This is a genomic window from Ensifer sp. Root31, assembly GCF_001424825.1.
GTDB classification, from domain to species: Bacteria; Pseudomonadota; Alphaproteobacteria; order Rhizobiales; family Rhizobiaceae; genus Ensifer; species Ensifer canadensis.
On the sequence record NZ_LMCO01000067.1, the window covers coordinates 135,259 to 161,553 of the forward strand.

The following is a 26,295-nucleotide window of genomic DNA, read 5'->3' on the forward strand; positions in this document are numbered from 1 at the left end:
TTCCATGGCCGACCTTTCCGCCTTTCCGATCACCAAGCGCTGGCCTGCGAAGAACCCGGACATCGTCCCAGCTCTATTCCTTGCCGACGCCGAACGGCGTGAAGATCTCCATTGTGCTCGAAGAACTGGGATTGCCCTACGAGGCGCACCGGATCTCGTTCGACACCAACGACCAGAAATCGGCGGAATTCCTGTCGCTCAACCCCAATGGCCGCATTCCGGCGCTCATCGATCCGCACGGCCCTGGCGGCAAGGCGATCGGGTTGTTCGAGTCTGGGGCGATCCTTCTCTATCTCGCGGAAAAGACAGTGAAACTTCTGCCTTCGGATGCGGCCGCGCGTTATGAAGCGATCTGCTGGGTGATGTTCCAGATGGGCGGCGTCGGCCCGATGCTCGGCCAGTTCGGTCACTTCTTCAAATTCGCTGCCGACAAGGTCGCCAACAACATCTATCCGGTGGAGCGCTACCGCGACGAATCGAAACGGCTGCTGGGCGTGCTGGAGGGGCGGCTCCAGGGGCGGTAATGGCTGATGGGCGATGAGTATACGATCGCCGACATCGCCACCTATCCCTGGGTCGAAGGTGCGCGCAAATTCTATGGCGGCGCCGATGTGCTCGACTACAAGAGCTTCCCGAATGTGATGGCCTGGGTCGACCGAGGACTGGCGCGTCCGGCAGCGCAAAAGGGCATGGAGATCCCGGCCAAGGGCTGACGATCGGCCGGCGTGGCCGTCGTTCGAGTTGACGAGGCTCGGGCGGAAAGGCTACGCCTTGTTGTACAAACGAATAAATGACGGGTGAGAGCGTGTCCGGAAAGCTTGTTGTTATCGGTGGCGGTCAGGCCGCCTTTGCGTTGGTCGCCAAACTGCGGGCGTTGAAGGACGAAAGACCGATCACCATCGTCGCGTCCGAGGCAAGCCTGCCCTATCAGCGTCCGCCACTTTCCAAGAAATACCTGCTTCGCGAGATGAGCCTTGATCGACTGCTTTATCGGGCGGAAGCCTGGTACGGCGAGCATGATGTCGACATCAGGCTGTCGACCACGGTGACGGATCTCGACCGAGATGCCAGCCGCGTGATGCTGAGCGACGGCACGTCGCTCGACTATGAGACGCTCGCGTTTGCAACCGGCGCCACCCCCCGTCGGTTGCCAGCCTCGGTCGGCGGCGATCTCGACGGCGTTTTCACCGTCCGCGACTTCAGGGATGCCGATCTGCTGGCTGAAGAGATGAAGCCGGGCAGGCGGGCGCTCGTCGTCGGCGGCGGCTATATCGGCCTTGAGGCCGCGGCCGTTGCACGAACGCTCGGGCTTGAGGTGACGGTCATCGAGATGGCCGACCGCATCCTGCAACGCGTCGCCTCCGCGGCGACGTCAGGCATCGTTCGAGAAATCCATCGATCGCGCGGTGTCGATATTCGCGAGGGAACAGGGCTCAACCGGCTGGTTGGCGAGAATGGCCGCGTTACCGGCGTCGAGCTTTCCGACGGGTCGGTGCTTCCGGTCGACCTCGTCATCGTCGGTATCGGCGTGACCGCCAACGACCACCTGGCGCACGACGCCGGTCTTGAAACCGCCGGCGGCATCGTCGTCGACAGCCACGGCCGCACCTCCGACCCGGCGATTTTCGCGATGGGCGATTGCGCCGTTCAGCCCTGGGGCAACATGCGCATCCGCCTCGAATCGGTTCAGAACGCCGTGGATCAGGCCGAGGCTGTTGCCGCCGTCATTGCCGGCGGTGTCGAGCCTTATGCGCCCAAGCCCTGGTTCTGGTCGGACCAGTACGATGTGAAGTTGCAGATCGCCGGCTTTGGCCTCGGCCACGACGAAACCATCGTTCGCCCCGGCCAGCGCGAGGGCAGCGTTTCGGTCTGGTATTTCCGCGAGGGCAAGCTTCTGGCCGTCGACGCGATCAACGACGCCAAGGCCTATGTCACCGGCAAGAAGCTGCTGGAGACGGGTATTCATCCGGACAGGGCCGTCATTGCCGATCCGCAATCGGATCTGAAGGCGCTTCTGGCCCAGGCTTAGAGCCTGTCGCGCAAAAGTGCGTAGCGGATTTGCGACATCGACAGGCGAAAACAGGGGCTTGAAGCGCACCAAGCGAATTCTACAGCGCCGCGCGTCTTATTAGACGCGCAAAGGTCGCTGTAGCACTTTGAATTGCTGCATGTTTTTATCCTTATATCGAAGACGATTTAAGGAAACATGCAGTAGAGACCCCGATGCGCTTTAGCGGTGTGACCGTCACAGCGTCATTGGGCCGCTTCGAAATCTTTAACTACAAGGCGTTGGCATTTCAGCCTTCGTTAAGGACGAAAGCAACGTCCTGTTTCGAAACGGACGTTGCGACCTGACTTTTCACAATTCCTTAAACGGCACGACGCCAACAGAAGCGATGAACCGGAAGTGGGCGTTCCATTTCCGGACCAGAAATTTCATTTAGGCGTTTGGCGATGTTCAAGGTTCTTACATGCCTCGTGGTCGAGCATGACCCAAAGCTGGTCGTGCTCGCCGCCCTCATCTGCTTCCTGTCGAGCTACGGTGCCGTGACCTTGCTTCAGCGAGGACGCGCATCCGCAGGCAAGGCGCGGGCGATATGGGCCGTGGCTGCCGGCATCGCCAGTGGCTTCGGCATCTGGGCGACCCACTTCATCGCCATGCTTGCCTACGACCCAGGCGTCGTGCTCGGCTATCAGATCGATCTGACGGCCCTGTCGCTTGCCGTCGCGGTCGTTCTGACGACGATGGCACTGCTGATTGCGACCTATGCGCAGGGACCTGTCGCCTGGATCGCCGGCGGCATCGTCCTCGGTTTCGGCGTCGCCTGCATGCACTTCCTCGGCATGGCGGCGCTCGATGTTCCAGGTACCATCCGCTGGGACTGGACGCTCGTCGTCGCCTCCGTCTTTGCCGGCTCCCTGTTCGATATCGGCGCCTTGCGGGCCATCACACACATCGATCGGCCGTTGAAAGCCAAAATTCTGGCGACGCTGTTCATGACGCTCGGTATCGTCGCCTTGCACTTCACGGCGATGGGTGCGGTGACGATCGAAGCCGATTTGCTGCTGCCGTCGCCCGAGGGGATGATACAGCCGCATTTTCTTGCTTTCGTCATCGCCGGAACCGCTTTCTTCCTGCTAACCATGGTCTTGCTTGCCGCAGGCTTTGCGCACCATGCCGAGCTTTCCGCCGCCGCCTCCGAGCGCGAATTCGCCCGCTTCGTGAAAAGCGTCAAGGACTACGCCATCTACATGCTCGACGCAAAAGGCCGCGTCGCGAGCTGGAATGCCGGAGCCGAAGCCAACAAGGGCTATACTGCCGACGAAATCGTCGGCAAGAGTTTCGGATGCTTCTATTCTCCCGAGGATCAGCGGGCAGGCGTACCGCAACAGGCGCTCGACGAAGCCTATGCCAACGGCAAGTTCGAGTGTGTAGGCTGGCGCTATCGCAGGGATGGCACGCGCTTCTGGGCGCATGTCGTGATCGACCCGTTCCTGCATGAGGATGGCACGCATGCGGGCTTCATCAAGATCGTCAAGGACATCACCAAGGAAAAGGTCGACGCCGACCGCATCGCCGAAGTGAGCAAGAATCTCGACATTGCGCTTGAGAACATGTCGCAGGGCATCTGCCTCTTCGACAGCGGCGACCGCCTGCTGCTATCCAACCGGCGCTGCCGCGAGATCTTCGGCTTCTCGGAGACGCTGGCCGGAAAGGGCCTGACGTTCCGCCAGATCCTCGACGAGGTTTTTGCCCGAACCTATTCCGATCCGGTCATCGCCCGGGCGAAATCGGAAGAACTCTATCAGAGGCACCGCGTCGACATGGTCGGCAAGGGCGGTGGCGACATCGTCGAAAAGCTGCCGAACGGTCGCTCGATCCTGACCAAGCACCGCACCCTCGCGGATGGCGGCTGGGTCAGCACCTACGAGGACATCACCGAGCGCCTGGACAGCGAGGAGCAGATTTCGTTCCTCGCTCGCCATGACAGCCTGACGGGCCTCCCGAACCGGCTGCAGTTCAGCAGCTATCTAGAGGAGGAACTCGATGCGGCCGCCTGGTTCTCGCGCAAGGTCGCGGTGATCGGTCTCGACCTCAATAAGTTCAAGGAAGTCAACGACCTGCATGGCCATGCTGCCGGCGATTTCGTGTTGGTGACGATTGCCCAGCGGATGAAGTCGCTGTTGCAGGAGGGCGAGTTCGTGGCCCGCTTCGGCGGCGACGAGTTCGCGGCCGTCAAGCGCTTCGAGGAATTGTCCGAACTCAACGACTTCCTCCGCCGCATCGAGAAAAGCCTGCATGAAGAAATGCGCTTCGGCGACTTCGAGTTGAAGTCCGGTGGCAGCATGGGTGTCGCGATCTATCCGCAGGACGCCGAGACGGCCGACACGCTGATCAACAATGCCGACCTTGCGATGTACCGCGCCAAGGCCGCGCTGAACCAGAGCGTCTGCTTCTACGAAGTGTCGATGGATGAGGCTGCACGCCAGCGCCGCAGCCTTGCCAACGATCTGTGGGATGCGATCGAGAAGAATCAGTTGGCGTTGCACTACCAGGTCCAGAAGTCGGTGATGTCAGGTGACGTCATCGGTTATGAGGTGCTTCTGCGCTGGCACCATCCCGAGCGCGGTATGGTGCCTCCGAACGAGTTCATTCCGCTGGCGGAAGAATGCGGCGCGATCCTGCCGATCGGCGAATGGGTTCTGCGCGAGGCCTGCCGCGAAGCCGCGGGCTGGCAGAGCACCCACAAGATCGCCGTCAATCTTTCGCCGGTGCAGCTTGCCAATGGTGACATCGTCAGCCTGGTCGAGGACGTGATTTCCGAGACCGGGCTCGACCCGAAGCGGCTGGAACTCGAAATCACGGAATCGACGATCATCGACGACAAGGAGCGCGCGCTCCTGACCCTTCGCCAGATCAAGGAGCTTGGGGTCACCATCGCGATCGACGACTTCGGCACCGGCTATTCGTCGCTCGAGACGCTGCGGTCCTTCCCGTTCGACAAGATCAAGCTCGACAAGAGCTTCATGTGGGAGGTGGAAGCAAGTCCGCAGGCAAAGGCGATCGTGCGCGCCATCCTCGCACTCGGGCAGAGCCTCTCGGTTCCTGTTCTCGCCGAAGGCGTCGAGACGCAGACGCAGCTCGATATCCTGCAGGCGGAAGGCTGTGACGAAGCGCAGGGTTACCTGCTCGGCAGACCAGCACCGATCTCAAGTCTCGCCATGGGCAAGGTGAAAGTGGCGGCCGCCTGACGGTCGCCGCCGCCTGCACGACACGGCGGCCCGGCAAACATCATTGAGGCTATTTCCAGGAAAGTGCGATGCGATTTTCCACCAGGAAACGCGTAAAGACAACGAGCTGGAACGCTTTTGGGACTCTGTTTAAGCGCGGAAGCGCTCTGTAGGCGGGAATGCACCTACTGGCGCAGAAGCATCTTTCCCGCACCTTCGACAAGGAAGCGCGGGAAGAAGAAGATGCCGTGGATCGTACCGGAATAGCGTTCTTCGAGGCCCGAGGATTCGCCGATGCAGAACACCGGCTGCTTGTGGCCGGATTCGAGGCTGATCGTCGTCGAGAAGCAGAAGGACGAACACGTGGTTGCCGCCTGCTCAAAAAGCTCGAGCACGTGGTTGCGGTCGGCGAGGTCGTAGCAGCGCACGAAATTGAGCAGCCCGCATTCGCTCTCGTTGAGACCGTGGATCGCGGACGCCTTCTCGCCAAGCCGGAACAGGCCCGTCGACAGGTCGCCCGACCAACCTTCGGAAACGCAGAACTGTTCCAGGAATTCCTGATGCGGGAGACCGGAATGCATCTGTCCCGGAACACCGAGGGGAACTGAATTTGTTCTCGTGATCTTAAACACGGTCTACCCCAGCACGACCCCTGGCGAATGTCGTCTTCCCACCAGGCAGGCCCATCCCCAATATACAACCCTCGCCAGCCATCGACCCATAGCAGGAAGAACACGCACGATAGTCGTTTGCGTCTTTCTGTACGGAAAGGTCACGAAACTGTGACGTAGCTCGCCAAGCGAAATGATTTCGCAGGAAAGGCCGGCTTAATTTGCGATGAAATACTTATATGCTTTGCGTGATGTTCTCAAAGAGAGCTTGGACACACAGTTAATATGAAAAGTTTGAGCGATTTTTCGCTCGCTTTAGGCCCACCATCCAGTCTCTCGTGAATCTCTGTCCACTTGGGGCGGTGTTATAGTTCGTTTTTTCTCAACTTCAACGCTTTTTTAGTGCCGCCGCAGCTACCGGGTAATTTTTCCTGCGGACAGCTTTGACGTGCACGTTAGATGCAACCGCAGGATTATCGCAAAAACGAGAAAGGGCGACCCGAGGGTCGCCCTTTCCGATCCGAATGGATCATCGTGGATCTGCTTGAACAGGTCCGCGATAAGGCTGGCGCCCTATCACATCATGTCCATGCTGCCCGTTCAGCGCGCTTGACGCGCTGAACCGCTCTTAGTGCATGGGCAAAGCTTTATGGACAATGCTGCGATTGGGCTGGCGCCCTATCACATCATGTCCATGCCGCCCGTTCAGCGCGCTTGACGCGCTGAACTGCTCTTGGTGCATGGGCGAAGCTCTATGGACAATGCTGCGATTGGGCTGGCGCCCTATCACATCATGTCCATGCCGCCCATGCCGCCCATGCCGCCCGGCATCGCCGGCGAGTCCTTCTTCGGCAGTTCGGCGATCATGGCTTCCGTCGTAACGAGAAGGCCAGCAACCGAAGCCGCGTCCTGAAGGGCGGTGCGAACAACCTTGACCGGGTCGATGATGCCCATGGCAATCATGTCGCCATATTCGCCGGTCTGGGCGTTGTAGCCGAAGTTGTCCTGGTCCTTGTCGAGGATCTTGCCGACAACGATCGAAGCTTCGTCACCAGCGTTCTCAGCGATCTGGCGGGCCGGAGCCTGCAGAGCGCGACGAACGATGTTGATGCCGGCTTCCTGGTCGTCGTTCACACCCTTGACGGTGATCTTGACGGAAGAACGCAGCAGGGCAACGCCGCCGCCCGGTACGATGCCTTCCTGAACAGCAGCGCGCGTCGCGTTGAGAGCGTCGTCGATGCGGTCCTTCTTTTCCTTCACTTCAACTTCCGTCGAGCCGCCAACGCGGATTACGGCAACGCCGCCAGCGAGCTTGGCAAGACGTTCCTGCAGCTTTTCGCGGTCGTAGTCAGAAGTGGTTTCTTCGATCTGAGCCTTGATCTGCGAAACGCGGCCTTCGATGTCGCTCTTCTGGCCAGCACCGTCGACGATCGTGGTGTTTTCCTTGGAGATCGAAACCTTCTTCGCACGGCCGAGCATGTCGAGCGTGACGTTTTCGAGCTTGATGCCGAGGTCTTCGGAGATCACGGTACCACCGGTCAGGATGGCGATGTCTTCGAGCATGGCCTTGCGGCGATCGCCGAAGCCCGGAGCCTTGACGGCAGCGATCTTCAGGCCGCCACGCAGCTTGTTGACGACGAGCGTAGCAAGAGCTTCGCCTTCGACGTCTTCAGCGATGATGAGGAGCGGCTTGCCGGTCTGAACGACAGCTTCGAGAACCGGGAGCATGGCCTGGAGGTTCGAGAGCTTCTTCTCGTGGAGGAGAACGAAGACGTCGTCGAGGTCAGCGACCATCTTTTCCGGGTTGGTGACGAAGTAGGGGCTGAGGTAGCCACGGTCGAACTGCATGCCTTCGACGACTTCGAGTTCGGTTTCGGCGGTCTTGGCTTCTTCAACCGTGATGACGCCTTCGTTGCCGACCTTCTGCATCGCTTCTGCGATGTCGAGGCCGATCTGACGCTCGCCGTTTGCCGAGATCGTGCCGACCTGTGCGACTTCTTCCGAAGTGTTGATCTTCTTGGCCTTGGCCTGGAGATCCTTGACGACTTCGGTGACAGCGAGGTCGATGCCGCGCTTCAGGTCCATCGGGTTCATGCCGGCAGCAACAGCCTTGGCGCCTTCGCGAACGATCGCCTGGGCCAGAACGGTTGCAGTCGTGGTGCCGTCGCCGGCGATGTCGTTGGTCTTCGAAGCAACTTCGCGGACCATCTGGGCGCCCATGTTTTCGAACTTGTCTTCAAGTTCGATTTCCTTGGCAACTGATACGCCGTCCTTGGTGATGCGCGGAGCGCCGAAGGACTTGTCGATGATGACGTTACGGCCCTTCGGGCCGAGCGTGACCTTTACGGCGTCAGCGAGGATATCGACGCCACGCAGCATCTTTTCGCGCGCGGTGCGGCCGAATTTGATTTCTTTTGCAGCCATTTGAGAAAACTCCCGGGCTCATTGCCCATTGGTTGTCATGAAAAGGTGTGGACGACGGCAGATCAGCCGATGATGCCCATGATGTCGGCTTCCTTCATGATGAGAAGGTCTTCGCCGTTGATCTTGACTTCGGTGCCCGACCACTTGCCGAACAGAACGCGGTCGCCAGCCTTGACGTCGAGAGCAACAACCTTGCCGCTTTCGTCACGGGCGCCCGAGCCAACAGCGACGATTTCGCCTTCCTGCGGCTTTTCCTTAGCGGTGTCCGGAATGATGATGCCGCCCTTGGTCTTTTCCTCAGACTCGACGCGGCGGACGACAACGCGGTCGTGCAGCGGGCGGAAATTGGTGCTTGCCATTAGTCTAATCCCTCGATCAAATGACACTACGGATCGCTCAACGACCCGATGGATGGGTGTCAGCACTCTCTTTTGTCGAGTGCTAGCGAGGCCGAGATAAGGCTGGGTCCGGGACGAGTCAAGGATTGGCCGTTCAAAAAATTTCAGGCGACATGATTATCGGCGGCTGATGACAGGCAACGAACGGCGGCCGGGCCGGAACGTTTGCCTGCCTATTGCATGAAGCGGTCGGAATTTGGGCAGATCCGATATCGAGGATTTGCCTGGTCTCGCTGCCCGATCCGGTTGTTATCATGAGCCTCGGGGTCGGCAGGCCCTGACGCTGATGTCCCGTGGACCGTCTCCTCGGCATGAGGGAGGGGCGGGCGCCGAATCCTTGGGAATGGCGGCGATTTTCTAGGCGCGAGGCTTGTATTCTCGGCCCTTCCTTGCCATGCAAGCCGGAAACCGAGTTTGCAGGAAGCCCGCATGGCCGCAAGGATCAACAGTTTTCGGGAAATCGCAGGGCGCTATGACGTCGTGCTCTGTGACGTCTGGGGTGTTCTCCACAACGGCGTTCAGGCGTTTGCGTCGGCCTGCGAGGCCCTGGCGGAAGCGCGTGCAGCAGGGCTTACGGTTGTCCTCATCACCAATTCTCCCCGGCCAAGCCCCAGCGTCAAGGTACAGATCCGCGGGCTGGGCGTTCCCGATGAAGCCTATGATCGCATCGTCACGTCGGGCGATGTGACCCGCACCTTGATCGCCGCAGCCGACAAGAAGATTTTCTTCATCGGCGCCGAACGCGATCTGCCGTTGCTCGAAGGGCTCGGCACCGAGATCGTCTCGTCGGAAGATGCAGAGACCGTCGTCTGCGCCGGCTTCTACGACGATGAAACCGAAACGCCGGAGCACTATCGCGCGACGCTGACCGGACTTGCCAAGCGCAAGATCCCGTTCATCTGCGCCAATCCGGACCTGGTGGTCGAGCGCGGCCACCGGCTGATCCCCTGTGCCGGCGCCATCGCCAAGCTTTACGAGGAGCTCGGCGGCGAAGCCCGGATCGCCGGAAAGCCCTATATCTCCATCTACCGTGCCGCGCTGACGGAAGCCAAGGCCGTTCGCGGTCCACTCGATCTGTCGCGTGTCATCGCCGTCGGCGACGGTATGCCGACCGATGTCAAGGGCGCCCAGGATGCCGGCTTCGATCTGCTTTACATCAGTGCCGGTATTCACGCGCAAGAATACATGAACGAAAGCCGCACCGACGAGGCGAAGCTTACTGCCTTCCTGAGGAAGGAAGGTGCTTCGCCGAAGTGGTGGATGCCCAGGCTCGCCTGACGGGAAGATCGAGATGACGGTTTTTCATCGCAACGAAACCCGCGACCCGCTGCCCGAGCGTCTGCGTGGCGGCGTTGTCGCCATCGGCAATTTCGACGGTGTTCACCGCGGCCACCAATCCGTGCTGGAGCGAGCGCTGGAAGAAGCCGCGGCACGCGTCGTTCCCGCACTGGTGTTGACCTTCGAGCCGCATCCGCGCACGGTCTTTCGGCCAGACACGCCGGTCTTCCGGCTGACGCCCGCACCGCTGAAAGCCCGTATCCTCGAAGGCATGGGGTTTGGCGCCGTCATCGAATACCCGTTCGATCGCACCTTCTCCGAACTTTCCGCGTCCGATTTCATCCATCGGGTGCTCCTGGAGTGGCTGCATGCCTCGCATGTGGTCACCGGGTTCGATTTCCATTTCGGCAAGGGGCGCGAAGGCGGTCCCGCCTTTCTGATGGCGGCGGGCGGCGAAAACGGCTTCGGCGTCACCCTGGTCGACGCCTTCCGCGATGAGAATGCCTCGGTGATCTCCTCGAGCTTCATTCGCTCGCTGCTCGGCCAGGGCGACGTTTCTCACGCGGCCGGCTTGCTCGGCTATCGCTACACGGTCGAGGCCGAAGTAATCGACGGCAAAAAACTCGGGCGGACCCTCGGCTATCCCACGGCCAACATGCGTCTACCGCCCGAGGTCGAACTTAGAACCGGCATCTATGCCGTGCGCTTCCGCCGGGCTGACGGCTCGCTCTATGATGGCGTTGCCAGCTTTGGCCGGCGTCCGACCGTCGACAGCGACGGCGAGGCGTTGCTTGAAACCTTCGTCTTCGATTTTTCCGGCGATCTCTACGGCGAGGTCTGTTCGGTTTCGTTCTTCGGCCACCTGCGCGACGAGCTGAAGTTCGACGGGCTCGACCCGCTGGTGGCGCAGATCCGAAAGGACGAAGACGAGGCGAGGGCGTTGCTCTCCGGCGTCACGCCCTTGAGCGATATCGATCGCCGGATCAACTTCGCCTAAAGAAATCCGTCGCGCCGAAGCGGCGGACCTTTTCAAAAGGCCGAAAACGCCTTAAACAACCGGCCACCATGACCCGGCACCGTCGACTGACCATCGATCAGCGAATTATTGGCCCGGCTTTCCGCGCGCACTAGGCCGCCGGAAGGTCCGGGATTTCGGCGTTTCCAACGCCTCAGTCATCTCTGGAGCGCCGCGCGTCTCTTGGACACGCTAAGGTAGCTCGAACACTTTGAAGCTGCGCATGATCCTTTTCCGAAAATCGATCCCGATTTCAGGGTTATGCGCCGGATACCGAACCCTTTCGCATGCGCGATGATCCGCGCGGAAAAGACGATTGCAAAGACCATGACAGATACCGCTGAGAAGATCGACTATTCCTCCACCCTCTATCTGCCGCAGACGGAGTTTCCGATGCGTGCCGGCCTGCCGCAGAAGGAGCCCGAAACGGTTTCCCGCTGGCAGAAGATGGGTCTCTACAAGAAGCTGCGTGCCTCGGCCGCCGGTCGCGAGAAATTCGTGCTGCATGACGGCCCTCCCTACGCCAACGGCAACATCCATATCGGCCATGCGCTGAACAAGATCCTCAAGGACGTCATCAACCGCTCGTTCCAGATGCGCGGCTTCGACGCCAACTACGTGCCGGGCTGGGATTGCCACGGCCTGCCGATCGAATGGAAGATCGAGGAGAAGTATCGCGAGAAGGGCCAGAACAAGGACGAGGTCCCGGTTAACGAGTTCCGCAAGGAATGCCGCGACTTCGCTGCGGGCTGGATCCAGATCCAGGCGGAAGAGTTCAAGCGCCTCGGCATTGAGGGCGACTTCGACAACCCCTATACGACGATGAACTTCCACGCCGAAGCCCGCATCGCCGGCGAACTGATGAAAATCGCCAAGATGGGGCAGCTCTATCGCGGCTCCAAGCCGGTGATGTGGTCGGTCGTCGAGCGCACGGCGCTCGCCGAAGCCGAAGTCGAATATGCCGACGTCGAAAGCGACATGATCTGGGTGAAGTTCCCGGTCACCGAAGGCTCGGCAGATCTTGCAGGCACCTTCGTCGTGATCTGGACGACCACACCCTGGACGATCCCCGGCAACCGCGCCATCGCCTTCTCCTCGCGTTACGCCTATGGTCTCTACGAGGTTGCGACTGCAGAGAACGATTTCGGTCCGCAGCCCGGCGAAAAGCTGATCTTCGCCAAACGTCTGGCAGACGAGTCCGCCGCCAAGGCGAAGCTCACCTTCAATTTCGTCCGCGACATCGAGGGCGCTGAACTGGCCGCCGTCACCTGCGCCCATCCGCTGCATGGGCTGGGTGGCGGTTACGCGTTCAAGGTGCCGTTGCTCGATGGCGACCATGTCACCGACGACGCCGGCACCGGCTTCGTGCACACGGCGCCGAGCCACGGCCGCGAGGACTTTGACGCCTGGATGGACAATGCCCGCGCGCTTGAAGCCCGCGGCATCTCCTCGGCAATTCCGTTCACCGTCGACGACGCCGGTTATTTCACCGCCGACGCCCATGGCTTCGGCCCGGACGCCGAAGGTGGCGCCGGCCGCGTGCTCGACGACAAGGGCAAGAAGGGCGATGCCAATGATCGCGTCATCAAGGCGCTGATCGCCCGTCACGCGCTGTTTGCCCGCGGCCGTCTGAAGCATTCCTATCCGCATTCCTGGCGTTCCAAGAAGCCGGTGATCTTCCGCAACACGCCGCAGTGGTTCGTCTACATGGACAAGGGCTTCGGCGACGGCACGACGCTGCGCTCGCGCGCCCTGTCGGCCATCGACGATACCCGCTTCGTCCCCGGCGCCGGCCAGAACCGCCTGCGTGCGATGATCGAGGGACGTCCGGACTGGGTGCTCTCGCGCCAGCGTGCCTGGGGCGTTCCGATCGCGATCTTTGCCGACGAGCAGGGCGAGATCCTTGTCGATGAGGCCGTCAACGCCCGCATTCTCGAAGCCTTCGAGCAGGAAGGCGCCGATGCCTGGTTCGCCGAAGGTGCCAAGGATCGCTTCCTCGGTAATGACCACGACCACGAGAAGTGGCACCAGGTCATGGACATTCTCGACGTCTGGTTCGATTCAGGCTCGACGCATACCTTCACGCTCGAAGATCGTCCGGATCTGAAGTGGCCGGCTGACGTCTATCTCGAAGGCTCCGACCAGCACCGCGGCTGGTTCCATTCGTCGCTGCTCGAATCCTGCGCAACGCGCGGCCGTGCGCCCTACAACGCCGTTGTCACTCATGGTTTCACCATGGATGAGAAGGGCGAGAAGATGTCGAAGTCGAAGGGCAACACCGTCACGCCGCAGGAAGTGATGAAGGATGCCGGCGCCGACATCCTGCGCCTCTGGGTGATGACGACGGACTATTGGGAAGATCAGCGCCTCGGCAAGACGATCATCCAGACCAACATCGACGCCTATCGCAAGCTGCGCAATACCATCCGCTGGATGCTGGGCACGCTGGCGCACGACAAGGGCGAGGAAGTCGCCCACGCCGAGCTGCCCGAGCTGGAAAAACTGATGCTGCATCGCCTGGCCGAACTCGACCAGGTCGTTCGTGAAGGTTATGACGCGTTCGACTTCAAGAGGATCGCCCGCGCTCTGATCGATTTCTCGAACGTCGAACTCTCCGCGTTCTATTTCGACGTGCGCAAGGATGCGCTCTATTGCGACGCACCGTCGAGCCTTCGTCGCCGGTCGGCGCTTGCGGTGATCCGCAAGCTGTTCGATTGCCTGGTGCTGTGGCTCGCGCCGATGCTGCCCTTCACCTGCGAAGAAGCATGGCTGTCGCGCAAGCCTGACGCTGTCTCGGTCCATCTCGAGCAGTTCCCGGCGATCCCGGCGGAATGGAAGAACGACGCCCTCGAGGCGAAGTGGGAAAAGATCCGCGCGGTGCGCACGGTCGTGACCGGGGCGCTTGAAATCGAGCGTCGCGAGAAGCGTATCGGCTCGTCGCTGGAGGCGGCTCCCGTCGTCTACATCGCCGATCCGGAGCTGTTGAAGGCGCTCGAAGGCGAAGACTTCGCCGAGATCTGCATCACGTCGGCGATCACCGTCGAGGCGGGCGAGGGCCCTGCCGACGCCTTCCGTCTGCCTGAGGTCGCCAAGGTTGGCGTCGTTCCGGAGGCCGCCGTTGGCCGCAAGTGCGCCCGCTCCTGGCGGATCACGACCGATGTCGGTTCGGATGCACTCTACCCTGAGGTGTCTGCCCGCGATGCCGCCGCCCTGCGGGAACTTGGCTTCAAGGCTTAAGGGATCATTTACCGGATGAATTGCGCTTACCGCATTCATCCGGTAAAACCTGCCCGAAATTTGGCGGATTTATCCGCCATGGCGCTGAGTGGCCGCGCACGTGACGGTGGCCGGCTAGAAGGAATTTCATGGAAATGACGCGAGAGTTGCGACTGTTTGCTAGCGTTGCCGCCATTATGACGAGCGGCCTGGTACTTTCCGGCTGCATCGGCGGTCCGACCTACGGCACCGACAAATCGGCTGGCGAGCAGTTGATCGACGATCTCGGAAGCGCTGTGAGCTTTACCCCGACGAAGCGTGATCCGGTCAAGTACCAGCCGCGCCCCGGCCTGGTGCTGCCGCCTACCGGCCAGCAGACCGCCCTCGTGGAGCCGCAGAAGTCGCTCGCCAGTCGCGAAGCCAATCCGGAGTGGGTCGAATCTCCGGAAGAGGCGCGCAACCGTCTGCGCGAAGAAGCCGACGCCAACAAGGACAACCCAAACTACGTCTCGCCACTCGCAAAGGCCAGCGCCAATGGCCGCCGCCTTTCGGCCAAGGAGCAGCAGCAAGCCTATCGCGACGCGCGCAAGATCGAGATGGGTGCCTACGCCGACAAGCGCCGCTTCCTGAGCGATCCGCCGCTCGAATACCGCCGCCTTCCGGAAGCTTCGGAAGCCGACCTTGGTGAGCCGGAAAAGCTCAAGGAGCGCCGCCGCAAGAAGGAAGCGCAGATCAAGAATTCCGGCAGCAAGTGGTACTGGCCCTTTTAAACCATGACGATCAGCATTCGCGACGCGCGACCGGAAGACGCGGAAACCATCCTGCGCTTCATCACAGAACTGGCCACCTACGAGAAGGCGCCCGACGAAGTCGAGGCGACGGTCGAGCAGTTGCAGGCCTCGCTCTTTGGCCCGGATGCGCTCACCCGTGCGGTGATCTGCGAGAAGGACGGAAAGCCGGCTGGCTTTGCCATGTGGTTCTACAACTACTCCACCTGGCAGGCGCGCAAGGGGCTTTATCTCGAAGACCTCTACGTAACGCCGGATTGCCGCGGCTCCGGCGCGGGCAAGATGCTGTTGAAGCATCTCGCCAAGATCGCCGTCGAGGAAGGCTGTGGTCGTTTCGAATGGAGCGTGCTCGATTGGAACGAGCCGGCAATCCGCGTTTACGAAGCCGTCGGCGCCGAACCGATGTCGGAGTGGACGCGCTACCGGCTTGCGGGTGCGGCGCTAGAGTCTTTCGCAGCCGGCTGAGAGTTCGCTCACTTAGCGTTTCCCGGCAAAAAAATCCCTGAGAATGTCAGCGGCTTCGCGCTCGGCAAGCCCGGAATAGACATCGGGCACGTGGTGGCATGTCGGCGAGCCGTAAAAGCGCACGCCGCTATCGACCGCGCCACCCTTGGGGTCTTCGGCGCCGTAGTAGAGGCGACGGATGCGGGCAAAGGAAATCGCTGCCGCGCACATGGTGCAGGGCTCCAGGGTGACATAGAGGTCGGCGCCCGTCAGCCGTTCGTCGTTGAGCACCATGGACGCTTCGCGGATCGCAACGACCTCGGCATGGGCGGTGATATCGTTGAGTTCGCGGGTTCGGTTTCCGGCGCGCGCGATGATCTCGCCGTTGAAAACGACGACGGCGCCGATCGGCACCTCGCCACGTTGGCCCGCCTTTTTGGCCTCTTCGAGGGCCGCATCCATGAAGCGTGTCGTATCAGCCATCGCTCAAACAATAATTTCTCTTAACCCACGGGCTCCGACCTGATAGGACAGCCGCAAAAGGCAGGCAACACAAATGACATCCAAAGACAAGCCCACGCGGCCTGGCGGCAAGCCCGCTGGCCGGGACAAGAAACCTCAATTCGCTGGCAAGAAGGCGGCAGCGCCTGAAGCCGGTGCCTCGCGGCCGCCCAAGGCAGGCCCGAAGCCCGCCGCCGCAAGCAGCGACGAGCCGCAGCGCATCTCCAAAATCCTGGCGCGCGCCGGCGTTGCCTCGCGCCGCGATATCGAACGCATGATCATGGAAGGTCGGGTGAAGCTCAACGGCGTCATTCTCGACACGCCTGTTGTCAACGCGACACTGGCCGACAGCATCGAAGTCGACGGAAATCCGATCCGCGGCATCGAGCGCACCCGTCTGTGGCTCTACCACAAGCCGGCCGGACTGGTGACCACCAATGCCGACCCGGAGGGCCGCCCGACGGTCTTTGACAACCTGCCGGACGAGCTGCCGCGCGTTCTATCGATCGGCCGCCTCGACATCAACACCGAAGGCCTGCTGCTTTTGACCAACGACGGCGGGCTTGCCCGCGTGCTCGAACTTCCGTCGACCGGCTGGCTGCGCCGCTACCGCGTGCGCGCCCATGGCGAAATCGACCAGGACGAACTGGACAAGCTGAAGGACGGCATTGCCGTCGACGGCGTGCTTTACGGCGGCATCGAAGCGACGCTCGACCGTGTGCAGGGTTCGAACGTCTGGATCACGATGGGTCTGCGCGAAGGCAAGAACCGTGAGATCAAGAACGTGCTCGGCGCGCTCGGGCTCGACGTCAACCGCCTTATCCGTATCTCCTACGGCCCGTTCCAGCTCGGCGAATTGCCGGAAGGCCATGTGCAGGAAATCCGTGGCCGGACGCTGCGCGACCAGCTCGGCCCGCGCCTGATCGAAGACGCCAAGGCGAACTTCGACGCGCCGCTCTACAACGATCAGTCGGCAACCCTTCCTGGCGAAGCGCCGGAAGGCGAAGCCTCCGACACCCGCAAGCCCGAGCGTGCCAACCGCTGGGAAAAGCCGGAAGACAAGCGCGAGCGCGCGCTTTCCCGTCTTGATACCCGTCGTGACGACCGCCGCGACGGTGGCCGTGGCAAGGATGGGCCGCGTGGTAAGGAAGGTCCCCGCGGCAAGGGTGGCCCCCGCGAAGAGCGCGGCGACGCCAAGTTCGAGGATCGGCCGAAGCGCACGCCGGCGCAACGCGCCCGCACGGCCAATGTGTGGATGGCGCCCGGTGCGCGTCCGCTGGCCGAGAAGAAGCCGAAGTCCGCTGAAGGCGATGCCTCGGCAACGCCGGCCCGTCGCGAGCGCCCGGATGGCGCTCCGAAGACCAAACGCTACGGCCGCACGAAGGATGGATTTGCGACGAAGTCATCCGGCAAGTTCGATCCCGACCGCAAGGGCGGTGCGCCCAGGGACTTCGACCGTCCGGCTTCCGCCGCACCGGTCAAGCGCCGGGATGAAGAGGGCGAATGGATCAGCGCCAGCGAACCCGCACGCCGCGGCAAGGATGAAGGCCGTGATGGCGGCTTCGGCCGGCGCAAGTCGGGCGATGCCGGAGACCGCAGGTCGCGCGATCACGGTGATCGTCCCCCGCGTCGCGAAGGCGGCGATCGGCCGGCCCGTTCAGAAGGAGGACCGCGCAGCTTCTCCGACAAGCCGCGGTTCCCGCGCGCTGAAGGCGACCGGCCTGCACGTCGCGAAGATGGCGACCGCCCACGTGGCGATCGGCCTGCCCGCGCCGAAGGTGGTCCGCGCAGCTATTCCGACAAGCCGAGAACCCCGCGCGCCGAGGGCGATCGTCCGCCACGCCGCGAAGGCGGTGACCGCCCGTTCGGCGATAAGCCTCGCGGTAAGTCCTTCGGTGGCAAGCCATCCGGCGGCAAATCCTTTGGTGAACGCTCGGGTGGTCCGCGTGGCGGCAAGCCCGGTGGCGGAAAACCGGCTGGCGGCGGCGGCAGGCCCGGTGGTGGCGGCCGTCCCGGTGGCGGTGGGCGCCCGGCCGGCGGCAAGCCGCGCGGCAGAGGAAACTAAGCGGTCGTGCGCATTGTCGGCGGAGAGTTCCGTGGCCGCAGTCTGGCTACGCCCAAGTCGAATGATATCCGTCCGACCACCGACCGGACGCGCGAAAGCCTGTTCAACATCCTGAGCCATTCGTATCCGGAGGCTCTCGATGGCACCCGGGTGCTGGATCTTTTTGCCGGCACCGGAGCCGTGGGCCTCGAGGCCCTGTCGCGGGGGTGCCGTCAGGCACTCTTCGTCGAACAGGGCGTCGAGGGCAGGGGTCTCCTGCAGAACAATATCGAGGCGTTCGGCCTGCAAGGTCGCGCCAAGGTCTTCCGCAGGGATGCGACCAGCCTCGGTTCCGTCGGCACGATGGAGCCGTTCCACCTGGTCTTTGCAGATCCACCCTACGCGATGGGATTGGGAGAGAAGGCGTTGGCGTCGGCGGCTCTCGGCAATTGGCTGGTTCCGAATGCCCTTGTCGTGCTGGAGGAGCGTGCCGACGTTCAGCCTGCGCCAACAGCCGTTTTCGAGCGGCTGGACGTCAGGGTGTTCGGCGATACACGCATGCATTTCTACCGCTTCCGTGGCGTCTGACGTCACACTTTTGATTCGCTTGCAAAGTTAGACTGCCGGCTGAACTGAGGTGCAGGTCGATGAAGCAGGACGTTTCCACCGCGGATATTTCGCCGGTCAGCGCGAGCGAACCGTCGGTCGCGCTGGCGCTTGGCGGCGGCGGTGCCCGCGGGCTCGCCCATATCCATGTCATCGAGGCTTTCGACGAGTTGGGCATTCGCCCTGTTGTCATCGCCGGCTCGTCGATCGGCGCCATCATGGGCGCCGGTATGGCGGCGGGCCTCAGCGGCAAGGAAATCCGGGAACACACGCTTGCGACGGTTGGCCACCGCCGCGAGGTCGTCAATCGCCTGTGGCAGTTGCGACCGGCTAGCTGGTCGGAAGCGATGACCAACGGCTTTCGTTTCGGTCAGTTCAACATCGAGCGCGTCTTGAAGGCGTTCCTGCCCGAAGCCATCCCCGCGACGTTTTCAGAACTGGATATTCCGCTCAAAGTTGTCGTTACCGACTACTATGGCCAGACCGAGCACATCTGCGCGACAGGCGACCTGCAGAAGGCGCTGGCGGCGTCCGCAGCCCTGCCTGCGGTCTTCATGCCGGTCAAGATCGACGGCCGGGTGATGATCGATGGCGGCATCTACAATCCCATCCCCTTCGATCATCTTCGCGGCCTTGCTGAGATCGTCGTCGGCGTCGATGTCGTCGGCGGCCCGGACGGTGATGGCGAGACGATCCCCAGCCGCATCGACAGCCTGTTCGGCGCCAGCCAGCTGATGATGCAGTCGATCATCGCCATGAAACTGAAGGAAGGTGCGCCGGATATCCTGCTGCGGCCGGATGTCGGCCGCTATCGGGTGATGGATTTTCTGCGCGCAAAGGAAGTCCTGGCGGCGACCGCCGGCATCAAGGATCAGTTCAAGCGGACGCTTGAGGAGCGAATGAAGGTGGCCGGCGTCTCCGGATAAGGCTGTCGGCCGGTCGCCGTTTCTGTTAGAGCGACAGAGCCGCAGAAACGCTCTATCTCCCTATTTTAACACATTGCCTGACGGAAAACCGCTTCGCCTTTTCCTGGAAATGTTCTAGGCGCTTTCCCGCTCGTCAGCCGGCAATCCCGGCAGGATGCTCTCGCCCGTTTCCGAGGAATGATCGACGTCGCGCTTGGGCTTGACCAGCGGCTCGGGACGCACGGGCTGCGAATGCAACATGTCGCGCCCGGCGGTGATGCCCTCTGCCTCCTGCAGCACCAGGCGGGCCTCGTCGCGCTTGCGGATATCGTCCATGATGGCGAGCGCCTCTTCGTTGCCGACGCCCAGCGCCTCCAGCGTCTTTCGACCGAAGAGCAGGCCGGACTCGAAGGTTTCGCGCAGCTCGTAGTCGACGCCCTTCGCCCTCAGTTCGAGCGTATGCAGCCGGTCGTAGGATCGCGCGAAGATACGGGCGTCCGGATATTCGGCCTGAACCAGATCGACGATCCGGTCGGTCGTTTCCTTCTTTTGCGTGCAGATGGCGATGAGCTTCGCCCGCTCGATGCCGGCGGCACGCAGCACGTCGAGCCGGTTGCCGTCGCCGAAGTAGATCCGGAAGCCGAAGGTCGCCGCCTGGCGAACACGCGCGGCCGAGTGGTCGATGATCGTCACGTCGCGACCGCCGGCAAGCAGGATCTGCGCGGCGATCTGGCCGAAACGCGAAAAGCCGATCATCAGCACGTCGGCATCAGCACCTTCGAAGTCCTCCTCCATTTCGTCGGCCATCTCGTCCTGTTCGCGCATGAGGCGCGGGGCGAGCATGGAGGCGATCGGGGTCAGCGCCATCGAAAGCGTAACGATGGCGACGAGCAGCGATGCGCTGCCCGGCGAGAAGACGCCAGCGACCGCTCCAGCAGTAAACAGGACGAAGCCGAATTCGCCGCCTTGCGGCAAGAGCAAGCTGACGCGCACCGCATCGTTGTGATGCGAGGCGGCCAGGCGGCAGAGCCAGTAGAGGATGAAGCTCTTCACCAGCATCAGCAGAGGTACGGCAACAATGATCACCAGGTAATTGTCGATGATCACGTCAAGTTGCAGCGACAGGCCCACGGCCATGAAGAACAGGGCTTGCAGGATGCCGCGAAAGGGCTCGATATCGGCCTCAAGTTCATGGCGATAGGAGGATTCTGCCAGGAGCACGCCGGCAAGGAAGGCGCCCATGGCCATGGAAAGGCCGGCCATCTGCATCAGCGTTGCCGCTCCCATGACCACCAGCAGGGCGGCGGCAATCATCACGTCGCGCGCGCCGGTTCGGGCGATGATCTGGAACAGTGGGTTGAGTAGATAGCGGCCTGCGGCCACAAGGACCGCAACCGCTGTGATGGCGATGGCAAAGTCTTCGAGTGGCGGCGTCGTATCCTCCGGCGCTTGCGCCGCCAGAAGCGGGATCAGCGCAAGCAGCGGGACAATCGCCAGATCCTGCAGCAGAAGGATCGAGAAGGCGCGTTGGCCGAAGCGCGTATTGCGGTCGTTGCCCTCATCGAGAATCTGCATGGCAAAGGCCGTGGACGACAGCGCTAAGCCGAAGCCGGCGACGATGCTTCCGGCATGATCGAGCAGTCCGGTCAGGGCGATCCCGTAGGACAGGACCACACCGGTGATGAGGACTTGCGCCGTGCCGAGACCGAAGATGTCGCGCCGCAGCTGCCAAAGCCGCGACGGCTTCAGTTCCAGCCCGATGATGAAGAGCAGGAAGACGACGCCGAGTTCGGAACCGTGCAGGATCTCTTCGCCATCGGTGATGCTCTGGGCAACCGGGCCGATCAGGATCCCGGCCGCGAGATAGCCGAGGATCGTGCCAAGCCCGAGACGCTTGAACAGTGGCGCCGCGATGACTGCGCCCCCGAGCAATATCAACGCCTGGGAGTAGATGATCGGGGTCGTCGTCATGCTGATTGCTTTCGATATGGCCTCGTCCTGCCCAGGCAGGCAGAGGTTTCGGCGGGAGTGTCATTGCAGTGTATGGGGCAGTGTATGGGCGGGAATCATGCCAATGCCCTTGATGCATGCTTCAGTGCACAATAAATGGGGCAGGAATGAAAGGCCACATCATGTCAGAAACGATCGATTCCGCCTCCCTCGAAAAACGCGCCGCCGAACTGGTGGATCTTGCCCGCAAGGCAGGTGCCGACGCCGCTGACGCCGTCGTCGTTCGCGGGCGCTCCCGTTCCGTCTCGGTTCGCCTCGGCAAGGTCGAAGCAACCGAAGCATCCGAAAGCGACGACTTCTCGCTGCGCGTCTTTGTCGGCAACCGCGTCGCCAGCGTTTCGGCCAATCCCGGGTTCGACCTGAAGGTGCTCGCCGAGCGGGCCGTGGCGATGGCCAAGGCATCGCCCGAAGATCCCTTCGCTTCGCTTGCCGATCCGGACCGGCTGGCGAAATGCTACCCGGATCTCGAGCTTTTCGACGATCGCGAAGTTTCGACGGACGCCCTGACCGAGGCGGCACTCGCCGCGGAAGAGGCTGCCCTTGCGGTGTCTGGTGTCACCAACTCCAGCGGCGCAGGTGCCTCCGCCGGCATGGGCGGGCTCGTGCTCGTGACCTCGCATGGTTTCTCCGGCTCCTACATGGCGACCCGCTTCGGCCGTTCGGTGAGCGCGATTGCCGGCGAAGGCACGAAGATGGAGCGCGACTACGACTACGACAGCCGCATCTACTTCGACGAATTGCGTGCTGCCGAAGAAATCGGCCGGCTTGCGGGCGAGCGTGCCGTCGCGCGGATCAACCCCCGCCAGGTGCCGACTGCCAGGAATGTCACTGTTGTTTTCGATCCGCGCATGGCGCGCGGCTTCGTCGGGCATATCGCCGGCGCCATCAACGGCGCATCCGTCGCGCGCAAGACCAGTTTCCTGCGCGATATGATGGGCAAGCAGGTCATGAAGGCCGGCCTGTCGGTGACGGACGACCCCTTGATCGTCCGTGGCTCCTCTTCGCGTCCGTTCGACGGCGAAGGCGTCAGCGGCTCCAAGCTGACGATGGTCGAGGATGGCGTGCTGAACCATTGGTTTCTGTCGACCTCCGCGGCGCGCGAACTCGGTCTTGAGACCAACGGCCGCGGCGTGCGCGGCGGCCCGACGGTCAATCCGGCTTCCACCAACCTGGCGCTCGAACCGGGTTCGGTTTCACGCGAAGACCTGATCCGCAGTGTCGGAACCGGCTTCTACGTGACCGAGCTGATCGGCCAGGGCGTCAATATGGTGACCGGCGAATATAGCCGCGGCGCCTCAGGCTTCTGGATCGAGAACGGTGAGCTGACTTTTGCCGTGTCCGAGGTCACGATCGCGTCCAACCTCAAGCAGATGTTCATGGCGATCACGCCGGCCGACGACATCGACAGGAAGTTCGGCGTTGCCGCACCGACACTCGCCATCGAAGGCATGACGCTCGCCGGCCTCTGAGCTGCTGACGTCGATGCCATGACAAAAACGTTCGGCCGTATGCCGACGCATAAGGATTTGAATGTCAGACAAAGCACCATCGATCGCGACGTGGAAGGAGGATCTGGATCTGATCCTTTCCGCCGCGATCGCCGCCGGCGAAACGGCTTTGACTTACTTTCGGAACGAGCCCGATGTGCGCTGGAAAAACGAGGGGCGTTCGCCGGTCAGCGAGGCCGATATCGCCGCCAACGACATCCTTAGGGACCGCCTGCTGGGCGCCCGGCCGCACTACGGCTGGCTGTCGGAAGAGACGGACGACGATGAGAGCCGTCTCACCCGCGAAACGGTCTTCGTCATCGACCCGATCGACGGTACCCGCGCCTTCATCGCCGGCAAGGATCTCTGGTGCGTCAGCGTCGCTGTCGTCCACCGTGGCCTGCCGGTTGCCGGTGTGCTCTATGCGCCGGCGCTCGACGAGCTGTTTCAGGCAACCGTGGATGGTCCGGCGCTGAAGAACGGTGCGGGCATTCGCGTGCGCGACGTCCACGATGGCGAAGCGCTGCATGTGGCGGTCGCCGAAGACGTCGTCTCGGCCCTAGCACCGTCCTATCGCAACGGCATCGTGCGGGTACCGCATGTGCCTTCGCTCGCCTACAGGCTGGCAATGGTTGCGGACGGGCGGATCGACGGCACGGTGGTCAAGAAGAACTCACATGACTGGGATCTCGCCGCCGCCGACCTCATCCTCGAAAGGGCGGGCGGGGCGCTCAATACGCTTGAATCTCGGGCCCTGTCCTACAATCGCCCCAATGTCGTTCATGGGCTTCTTTGCGCGGCGTCGAAGGCGACGTTGCCGGGATTGCTTGCTGCCTCAAGGACCCTTGAGGGCCATTGACCTTTCTGGCCGAATGCCGCAAACCAACGCCCATACCCTAAAAAAAATGGAACTCCAATGGCTCACGACTCCGAGAAGAAACAACGTCTGCATTTGGTCTTTGGTGGTGAACTGACCACACTCACCGATGTTCATTTCCGTGACCTGGACAAGCTCGATATCGTCGGCATTTATCCTGACTACGAAAGCGCCCACATTGCCTGGAAGTCGAAGGCCCATATGACCGTCGACAACGCCCATATGCGTTATTTCATCGTTCACATGCATCGCCTGCTCGATCCGGAAAACGATTGATGCCGATGCCTTGGGCATGCGTGGCGCGTTCCCGCGCGCGCGCTGCGTCTGACCCTCGCCCGAGCTTTCCATTGGGCTGGGGATTGAGGCCATGAGCAGCTTTCGCGCCCGGCTGGCGCTCTCCAGCTATCGCTGGATTGGTTCGGCGATCTATCCGTTCGTGTGGTCCTATCTTGCCCTGCGCGCTGCGAAGGGCAAGGAGGACCCGGCGCGCCGCCGCGAGCGTTACGGCCATGCCAGCGTGCCGCGTCCGCAAGGTCCGCTCGTCTGGTTCCACGCTGCAAGCGTCGGAGAGACCAATGCGGTCATCCCGCTGATCAAGGAAATCCATCGCCGCGGTATCAATGTCGTGCTGACGACCGGCACGAAGACGTCGGCGCGGGTCGCGGCTGGGCGTCTGGGCGAGGCGGTCATTCACCAATACGTGCCGCTCGATTTCAAGCCGGCGGTCAATCGTTTCCTCGAATACTGGCAGCCGGATCTGGCCATCATCGCCGAATCCGAGATCTGGCCGATGACCATCCTGGAACTTGGGCGACGCCATATCCCGCAGGTTCTGGTCAACGGCCGCCTGTCCGACCGCACATTCGCCCGCTGGAAGAAACGGCCGGCGCTCGCCGATGCACTGTTTGAGAACCTCGCGCTCGTCATCGCCCAATCGGATGTCGATGCCGAGCGGTTTCGCACGCTCGGTGCTCTGCCGGTAATGGTATCGGGTAACCTGAAGGTCGATACCGACGCGCCGCCGCACGACCCGCAGGCGTTGAAGGAATATCGCCAGCAGATCGGCACGCGCAAAACCTGGGCGGCGATCTCGACCTTCGACGGCGAGGAAAATGCTGCCGGCGTCGTGCATCGTGCCCTCAAGGAGCGCACCGGTCTGTTGACCATCGTCGTGCCGCGGCACCCCGAGCGCAGCGATGCGATCGAGGCGGCGCTAACGGCCAAGGGGCTGAAAGTTGCGCGTCGCACCCGTCGCGATCCGCTGACATCAGACGTCGATATTTTCCTTGGCGACACGATCGGCGAGATGGGGCTCTATCTGCGCCTGACCGAGGTGGCCTTTGTCGGACGCTCGCTGTTTGCCGAAGGCGGGCAGAATCCGCTGGAGCCGGCAATGCTCGGCTGCGCCGTTCTTTCGGGTGGCAACGTCCAGAATTTCCGCGAGACCTACCAGATGCTCGCCAAGAACGGCAGCGCCAAGATCGTCCGCGATACCGAGATGCTGGCAAAGGGCGTCAACTACCTGCTCGCCAACGACGACATGCGTCGTTCGATGATCGATGCCGGCCTCGAAACCGTGCAAGAGATGCGCGGAGCGCTGTCGGCGACGATGAAGGGGCTCGAGCCCTATATCAATCCGCTCGTCGTCAAGGCGCGGCTCGAACCGCGCAACGACATCTGACCACACCGGGAGACGCAAGATCACCATGAGCGCACCGACAGCCATCGCCGGTATCCTGTTCGACAAGGACGGAACGCTGCTCGACTACGCCAAGAGCTGGGTGCCGGTGAACTACGAACTGGCGAAGATCGCAGCCAAGGGCGACGAGGGCCTGGCCCGCACCCTGCTCAAGGCCGGCGGCATGGATCCGGACACCGGCCATGTGTTGCCCGACAGCCTGCTTGCCGCCGGCAACACCGTCGAGATCTCGACCGGGTTCGTCACCGCCGGTGCGCCGTTTACCGTGGAAGCGTTGACGACGCTGCTTGACGGGTTGTTTGCCCGTTCTGCCGAGTACGCGGTACCGGTCACCGACCTCGGGTCGTTCTTCGCCGGTCTGCATGCCAAGGGCTATCGCCTGGGTGTCGCATCCAGCGACAACGAGCGCTCGATCCGCGAAACCGCCAGACGCTTTGGTTTCGACGGCTATCTGCATTACGTCGCCGGCTACGACAGCGGCTACGGTGTCAAGCCCGAGCCCGGCATGGTGCTCGGCTTCTGTGCCGCGACGGGGCTTGATCCGCAGCAGGTCGTGGTCGTCGGCGACAACAATCACGACATGCACATGGGCCGCAACGCCGGCGTCGGCATGACCGTCGCAGTGCTGACGGGCACCGGCTCGCGCCAATCGCTCGCCGATGCCTCTGACCATTGCCTGGCTGATATCACCGAGCTTGAAGCCGTTCTCTAGGTTTTGCCGAGCTGTATTTCCTTCGTTGCCGCTCTCACGAGTTTCAAG

The 26,295-nt window shown here is 62.2% G+C and carries 20 protein-coding genes and 1 pseudogene; 16 read left to right on the forward strand and 5 right to left on the reverse strand.

Going from position 1 to position 26,295, the window contains the following annotated elements; genetic code table 11:
* The first annotated feature begins 4 nt into the window (after window positions 1-4).
* The 3 genes and pseudogenes from ASD00_RS37580 (at window position 5) to ASD00_RS37590 (ending at window position 5,253) form a co-directional block, all read left to right on the forward strand.
* Window positions 5-713: pseudogene (locus ASD00_RS37580) on the forward strand (glutathione binding-like protein).
* Between the two features lie 77 nt (window positions 714-790).
* A complete protein-coding gene (locus ASD00_RS37585; protein WP_038575919.1) occupies window positions 791-2,029 on the forward strand; it encodes an FAD-dependent oxidoreductase in 1,239 nt (412 codons plus the stop codon).
* Window positions 2,030-2,454: 425 nt separating this feature from the next.
* On the forward strand, window positions 2,455-5,253 hold the full coding sequence (locus tag ASD00_RS37590) for an EAL domain-containing protein (protein WP_025426055.1): 2,799 nt from the start codon (window positions 2,455-2,457) through the stop codon (window positions 5,251-5,253).
* A gap of 164 nt (window positions 5,254-5,417) precedes the next feature.
* Here ASD00_RS37590 and ASD00_RS37595 read toward each other — a convergent pair whose 3' ends face one another.
* The 3 genes from ASD00_RS37595 to groES form a co-directional block, all read right to left on the reverse strand.
* Window positions 5,418-5,864: a hypothetical protein gene (locus tag ASD00_RS37595; RefSeq protein ID WP_025426056.1), complete on the reverse strand. Its 447-nt coding sequence runs from the start codon at window positions 5,862-5,864 to the stop codon at window positions 5,418-5,420.
* Window positions 5,865-6,629: 765 nt separating this feature from the next.
* Window positions 6,630-8,267 carry a chaperonin GroEL gene (gene groL, locus ASD00_RS37600; protein WP_025426057.1) on the reverse strand — a complete coding sequence of 546 codons (1,638 nt, stop codon included), beginning with the start codon at window positions 8,265-8,267 and terminating at the stop codon, window positions 6,630-6,632.
* A gap of 62 nt (window positions 8,268-8,329) precedes the next feature.
* Window positions 8,330-8,626: a co-chaperone GroES gene (gene groES, locus ASD00_RS37605; RefSeq protein ID WP_004675403.1), complete on the reverse strand. Its 297-nt coding sequence runs from the start codon at window positions 8,624-8,626 to the stop codon at window positions 8,330-8,332.
* Between the two features lie 468 nt (window positions 8,627-9,094).
* On the opposite strand from groES, the gene ASD00_RS37610 reads away from it, so the two are divergent.
* From ASD00_RS37610 to ASD00_RS37630, 5 genes are all read left to right on the forward strand, one after another.
* Window positions 9,095-9,943 carry a TIGR01459 family HAD-type hydrolase gene (locus ASD00_RS37610; protein WP_025426058.1) on the forward strand — a complete coding sequence of 283 codons (849 nt, stop codon included), beginning with the start codon at window positions 9,095-9,097 and terminating at the stop codon, window positions 9,941-9,943.
* 13 nt (window positions 9,944-9,956) lie between these two features.
* The gene (locus tag ASD00_RS37615; RefSeq protein WP_057211574.1) at window positions 9,957-10,940 is read left to right on the forward strand and encodes a bifunctional riboflavin kinase/FAD synthetase; all 984 of its coding nucleotides are present in this window, start codon (window positions 9,957-9,959) and stop codon (window positions 10,938-10,940) included.
* A gap of 345 nt (window positions 10,941-11,285) precedes the next feature.
* A complete protein-coding gene (gene ileS, locus ASD00_RS37620) occupies window positions 11,286-14,195 on the forward strand; it encodes an isoleucine--tRNA ligase (RefSeq protein ID WP_025426060.1) in 2,910 nt (969 codons plus the stop codon).
* Between the two features lie 128 nt (window positions 14,196-14,323).
* Complete coding sequence (locus ASD00_RS37625) at window positions 14,324-14,944, forward strand: hypothetical protein (protein ID WP_025426061.1); 621 nt, start codon at window positions 14,324-14,326, stop codon at window positions 14,942-14,944.
* Window positions 14,945-14,947: 3 nt separating this feature from the next.
* The gene (locus ASD00_RS37630) at window positions 14,948-15,427 is read left to right on the forward strand and encodes a GNAT family N-acetyltransferase (RefSeq protein WP_025426062.1); all 480 of its coding nucleotides are present in this window, start codon (window positions 14,948-14,950) and stop codon (window positions 15,425-15,427) included.
* Window positions 15,428-15,439: 12 nt separating this feature from the next.
* Here ASD00_RS37630 and ASD00_RS37635 read toward each other — a convergent pair whose 3' ends face one another.
* Window positions 15,440-15,889, reverse strand: coding sequence for a nucleoside deaminase (locus ASD00_RS37635; RefSeq protein ID WP_025426063.1), 450 nt, complete (start codon window positions 15,887-15,889; stop codon window positions 15,440-15,442).
* A 73-nt stretch (window positions 15,890-15,962) separates the two neighbouring features.
* Here ASD00_RS37635 and ASD00_RS37640 point away from each other — a divergent pair, with 73 nt between their 5' ends.
* The 3 genes from ASD00_RS37640 to ASD00_RS37650 are packed head-to-tail and all read left to right on the forward strand — an operon-like array spanning window position 15,963 to window position 19,483.
* Window positions 15,963-17,972, forward strand: coding sequence for a pseudouridine synthase (locus tag ASD00_RS37640; RefSeq protein ID WP_025426064.1), 2,010 nt, complete (start codon window positions 15,963-15,965; stop codon window positions 17,970-17,972).
* Between the two features lie 6 nt (window positions 17,973-17,978).
* Complete coding sequence (gene rsmD / locus ASD00_RS37645; protein ID WP_025426065.1) at window positions 17,979-18,539, forward strand: 16S rRNA (guanine(966)-N(2))-methyltransferase RsmD; 561 nt, start codon at window positions 17,979-17,981, stop codon at window positions 18,537-18,539.
* A 59-nt stretch (window positions 18,540-18,598) separates the two neighbouring features.
* Window positions 18,599-19,483, forward strand: a complete 885-nt coding sequence (locus tag ASD00_RS37650) for a patatin-like phospholipase family protein (protein ID WP_025426066.1) — start codon at window positions 18,599-18,601, stop codon at window positions 19,481-19,483.
* A gap of 114 nt (window positions 19,484-19,597) precedes the next feature.
* On the opposite strand, the gene ASD00_RS37655 is transcribed toward ASD00_RS37650, so the two are convergent.
* A complete protein-coding gene (locus ASD00_RS37655; protein ID WP_025426067.1) occupies window positions 19,598-21,433 on the reverse strand; it encodes a monovalent cation:proton antiporter-2 (CPA2) family protein in 1,836 nt (611 codons plus the stop codon).
* 161 nt (window positions 21,434-21,594) lie between these two features.
* On the opposite strand from ASD00_RS37655, the gene ASD00_RS37660 reads away from it, so the two are divergent.
* The 5 genes from ASD00_RS37660 (at window position 21,595) to ASD00_RS37680 (ending at window position 26,247) form a co-directional block, all read left to right on the forward strand.
* Window positions 21,595-22,941, forward strand: coding sequence for a TldD/PmbA family protein (locus tag ASD00_RS37660; protein ID WP_025426068.1), 1,347 nt, complete (start codon window positions 21,595-21,597; stop codon window positions 22,939-22,941).
* Between the two features lie 61 nt (window positions 22,942-23,002).
* Window positions 23,003-23,818 carry a 3'(2'),5'-bisphosphate nucleotidase CysQ gene (locus ASD00_RS37665; protein WP_025426069.1) on the forward strand — a complete coding sequence of 272 codons (816 nt, stop codon included), beginning with the start codon at window positions 23,003-23,005 and terminating at the stop codon, window positions 23,816-23,818.
* A 57-nt stretch (window positions 23,819-23,875) separates the two neighbouring features.
* Window positions 23,876-24,112: a DUF4170 domain-containing protein gene (locus ASD00_RS37670; protein WP_025426070.1), complete on the forward strand. Its 237-nt coding sequence runs from the start codon at window positions 23,876-23,878 to the stop codon at window positions 24,110-24,112.
* A gap of 91 nt (window positions 24,113-24,203) precedes the next feature.
* The gene (waaA, locus tag ASD00_RS37675) at window positions 24,204-25,517 is read left to right on the forward strand and encodes a lipid IV(A) 3-deoxy-D-manno-octulosonic acid transferase (protein WP_025426071.1); all 1,314 of its coding nucleotides are present in this window, start codon (window positions 24,204-24,206) and stop codon (window positions 25,515-25,517) included.
* A gap of 25 nt (window positions 25,518-25,542) precedes the next feature.
* Window positions 25,543-26,247 carry an HAD family hydrolase gene (locus ASD00_RS37680; protein WP_025426072.1) on the forward strand — a complete coding sequence of 235 codons (705 nt, stop codon included), beginning with the start codon at window positions 25,543-25,545 and terminating at the stop codon, window positions 26,245-26,247.
* Window positions 26,248-26,295: the final 48 nt, after the last annotated feature.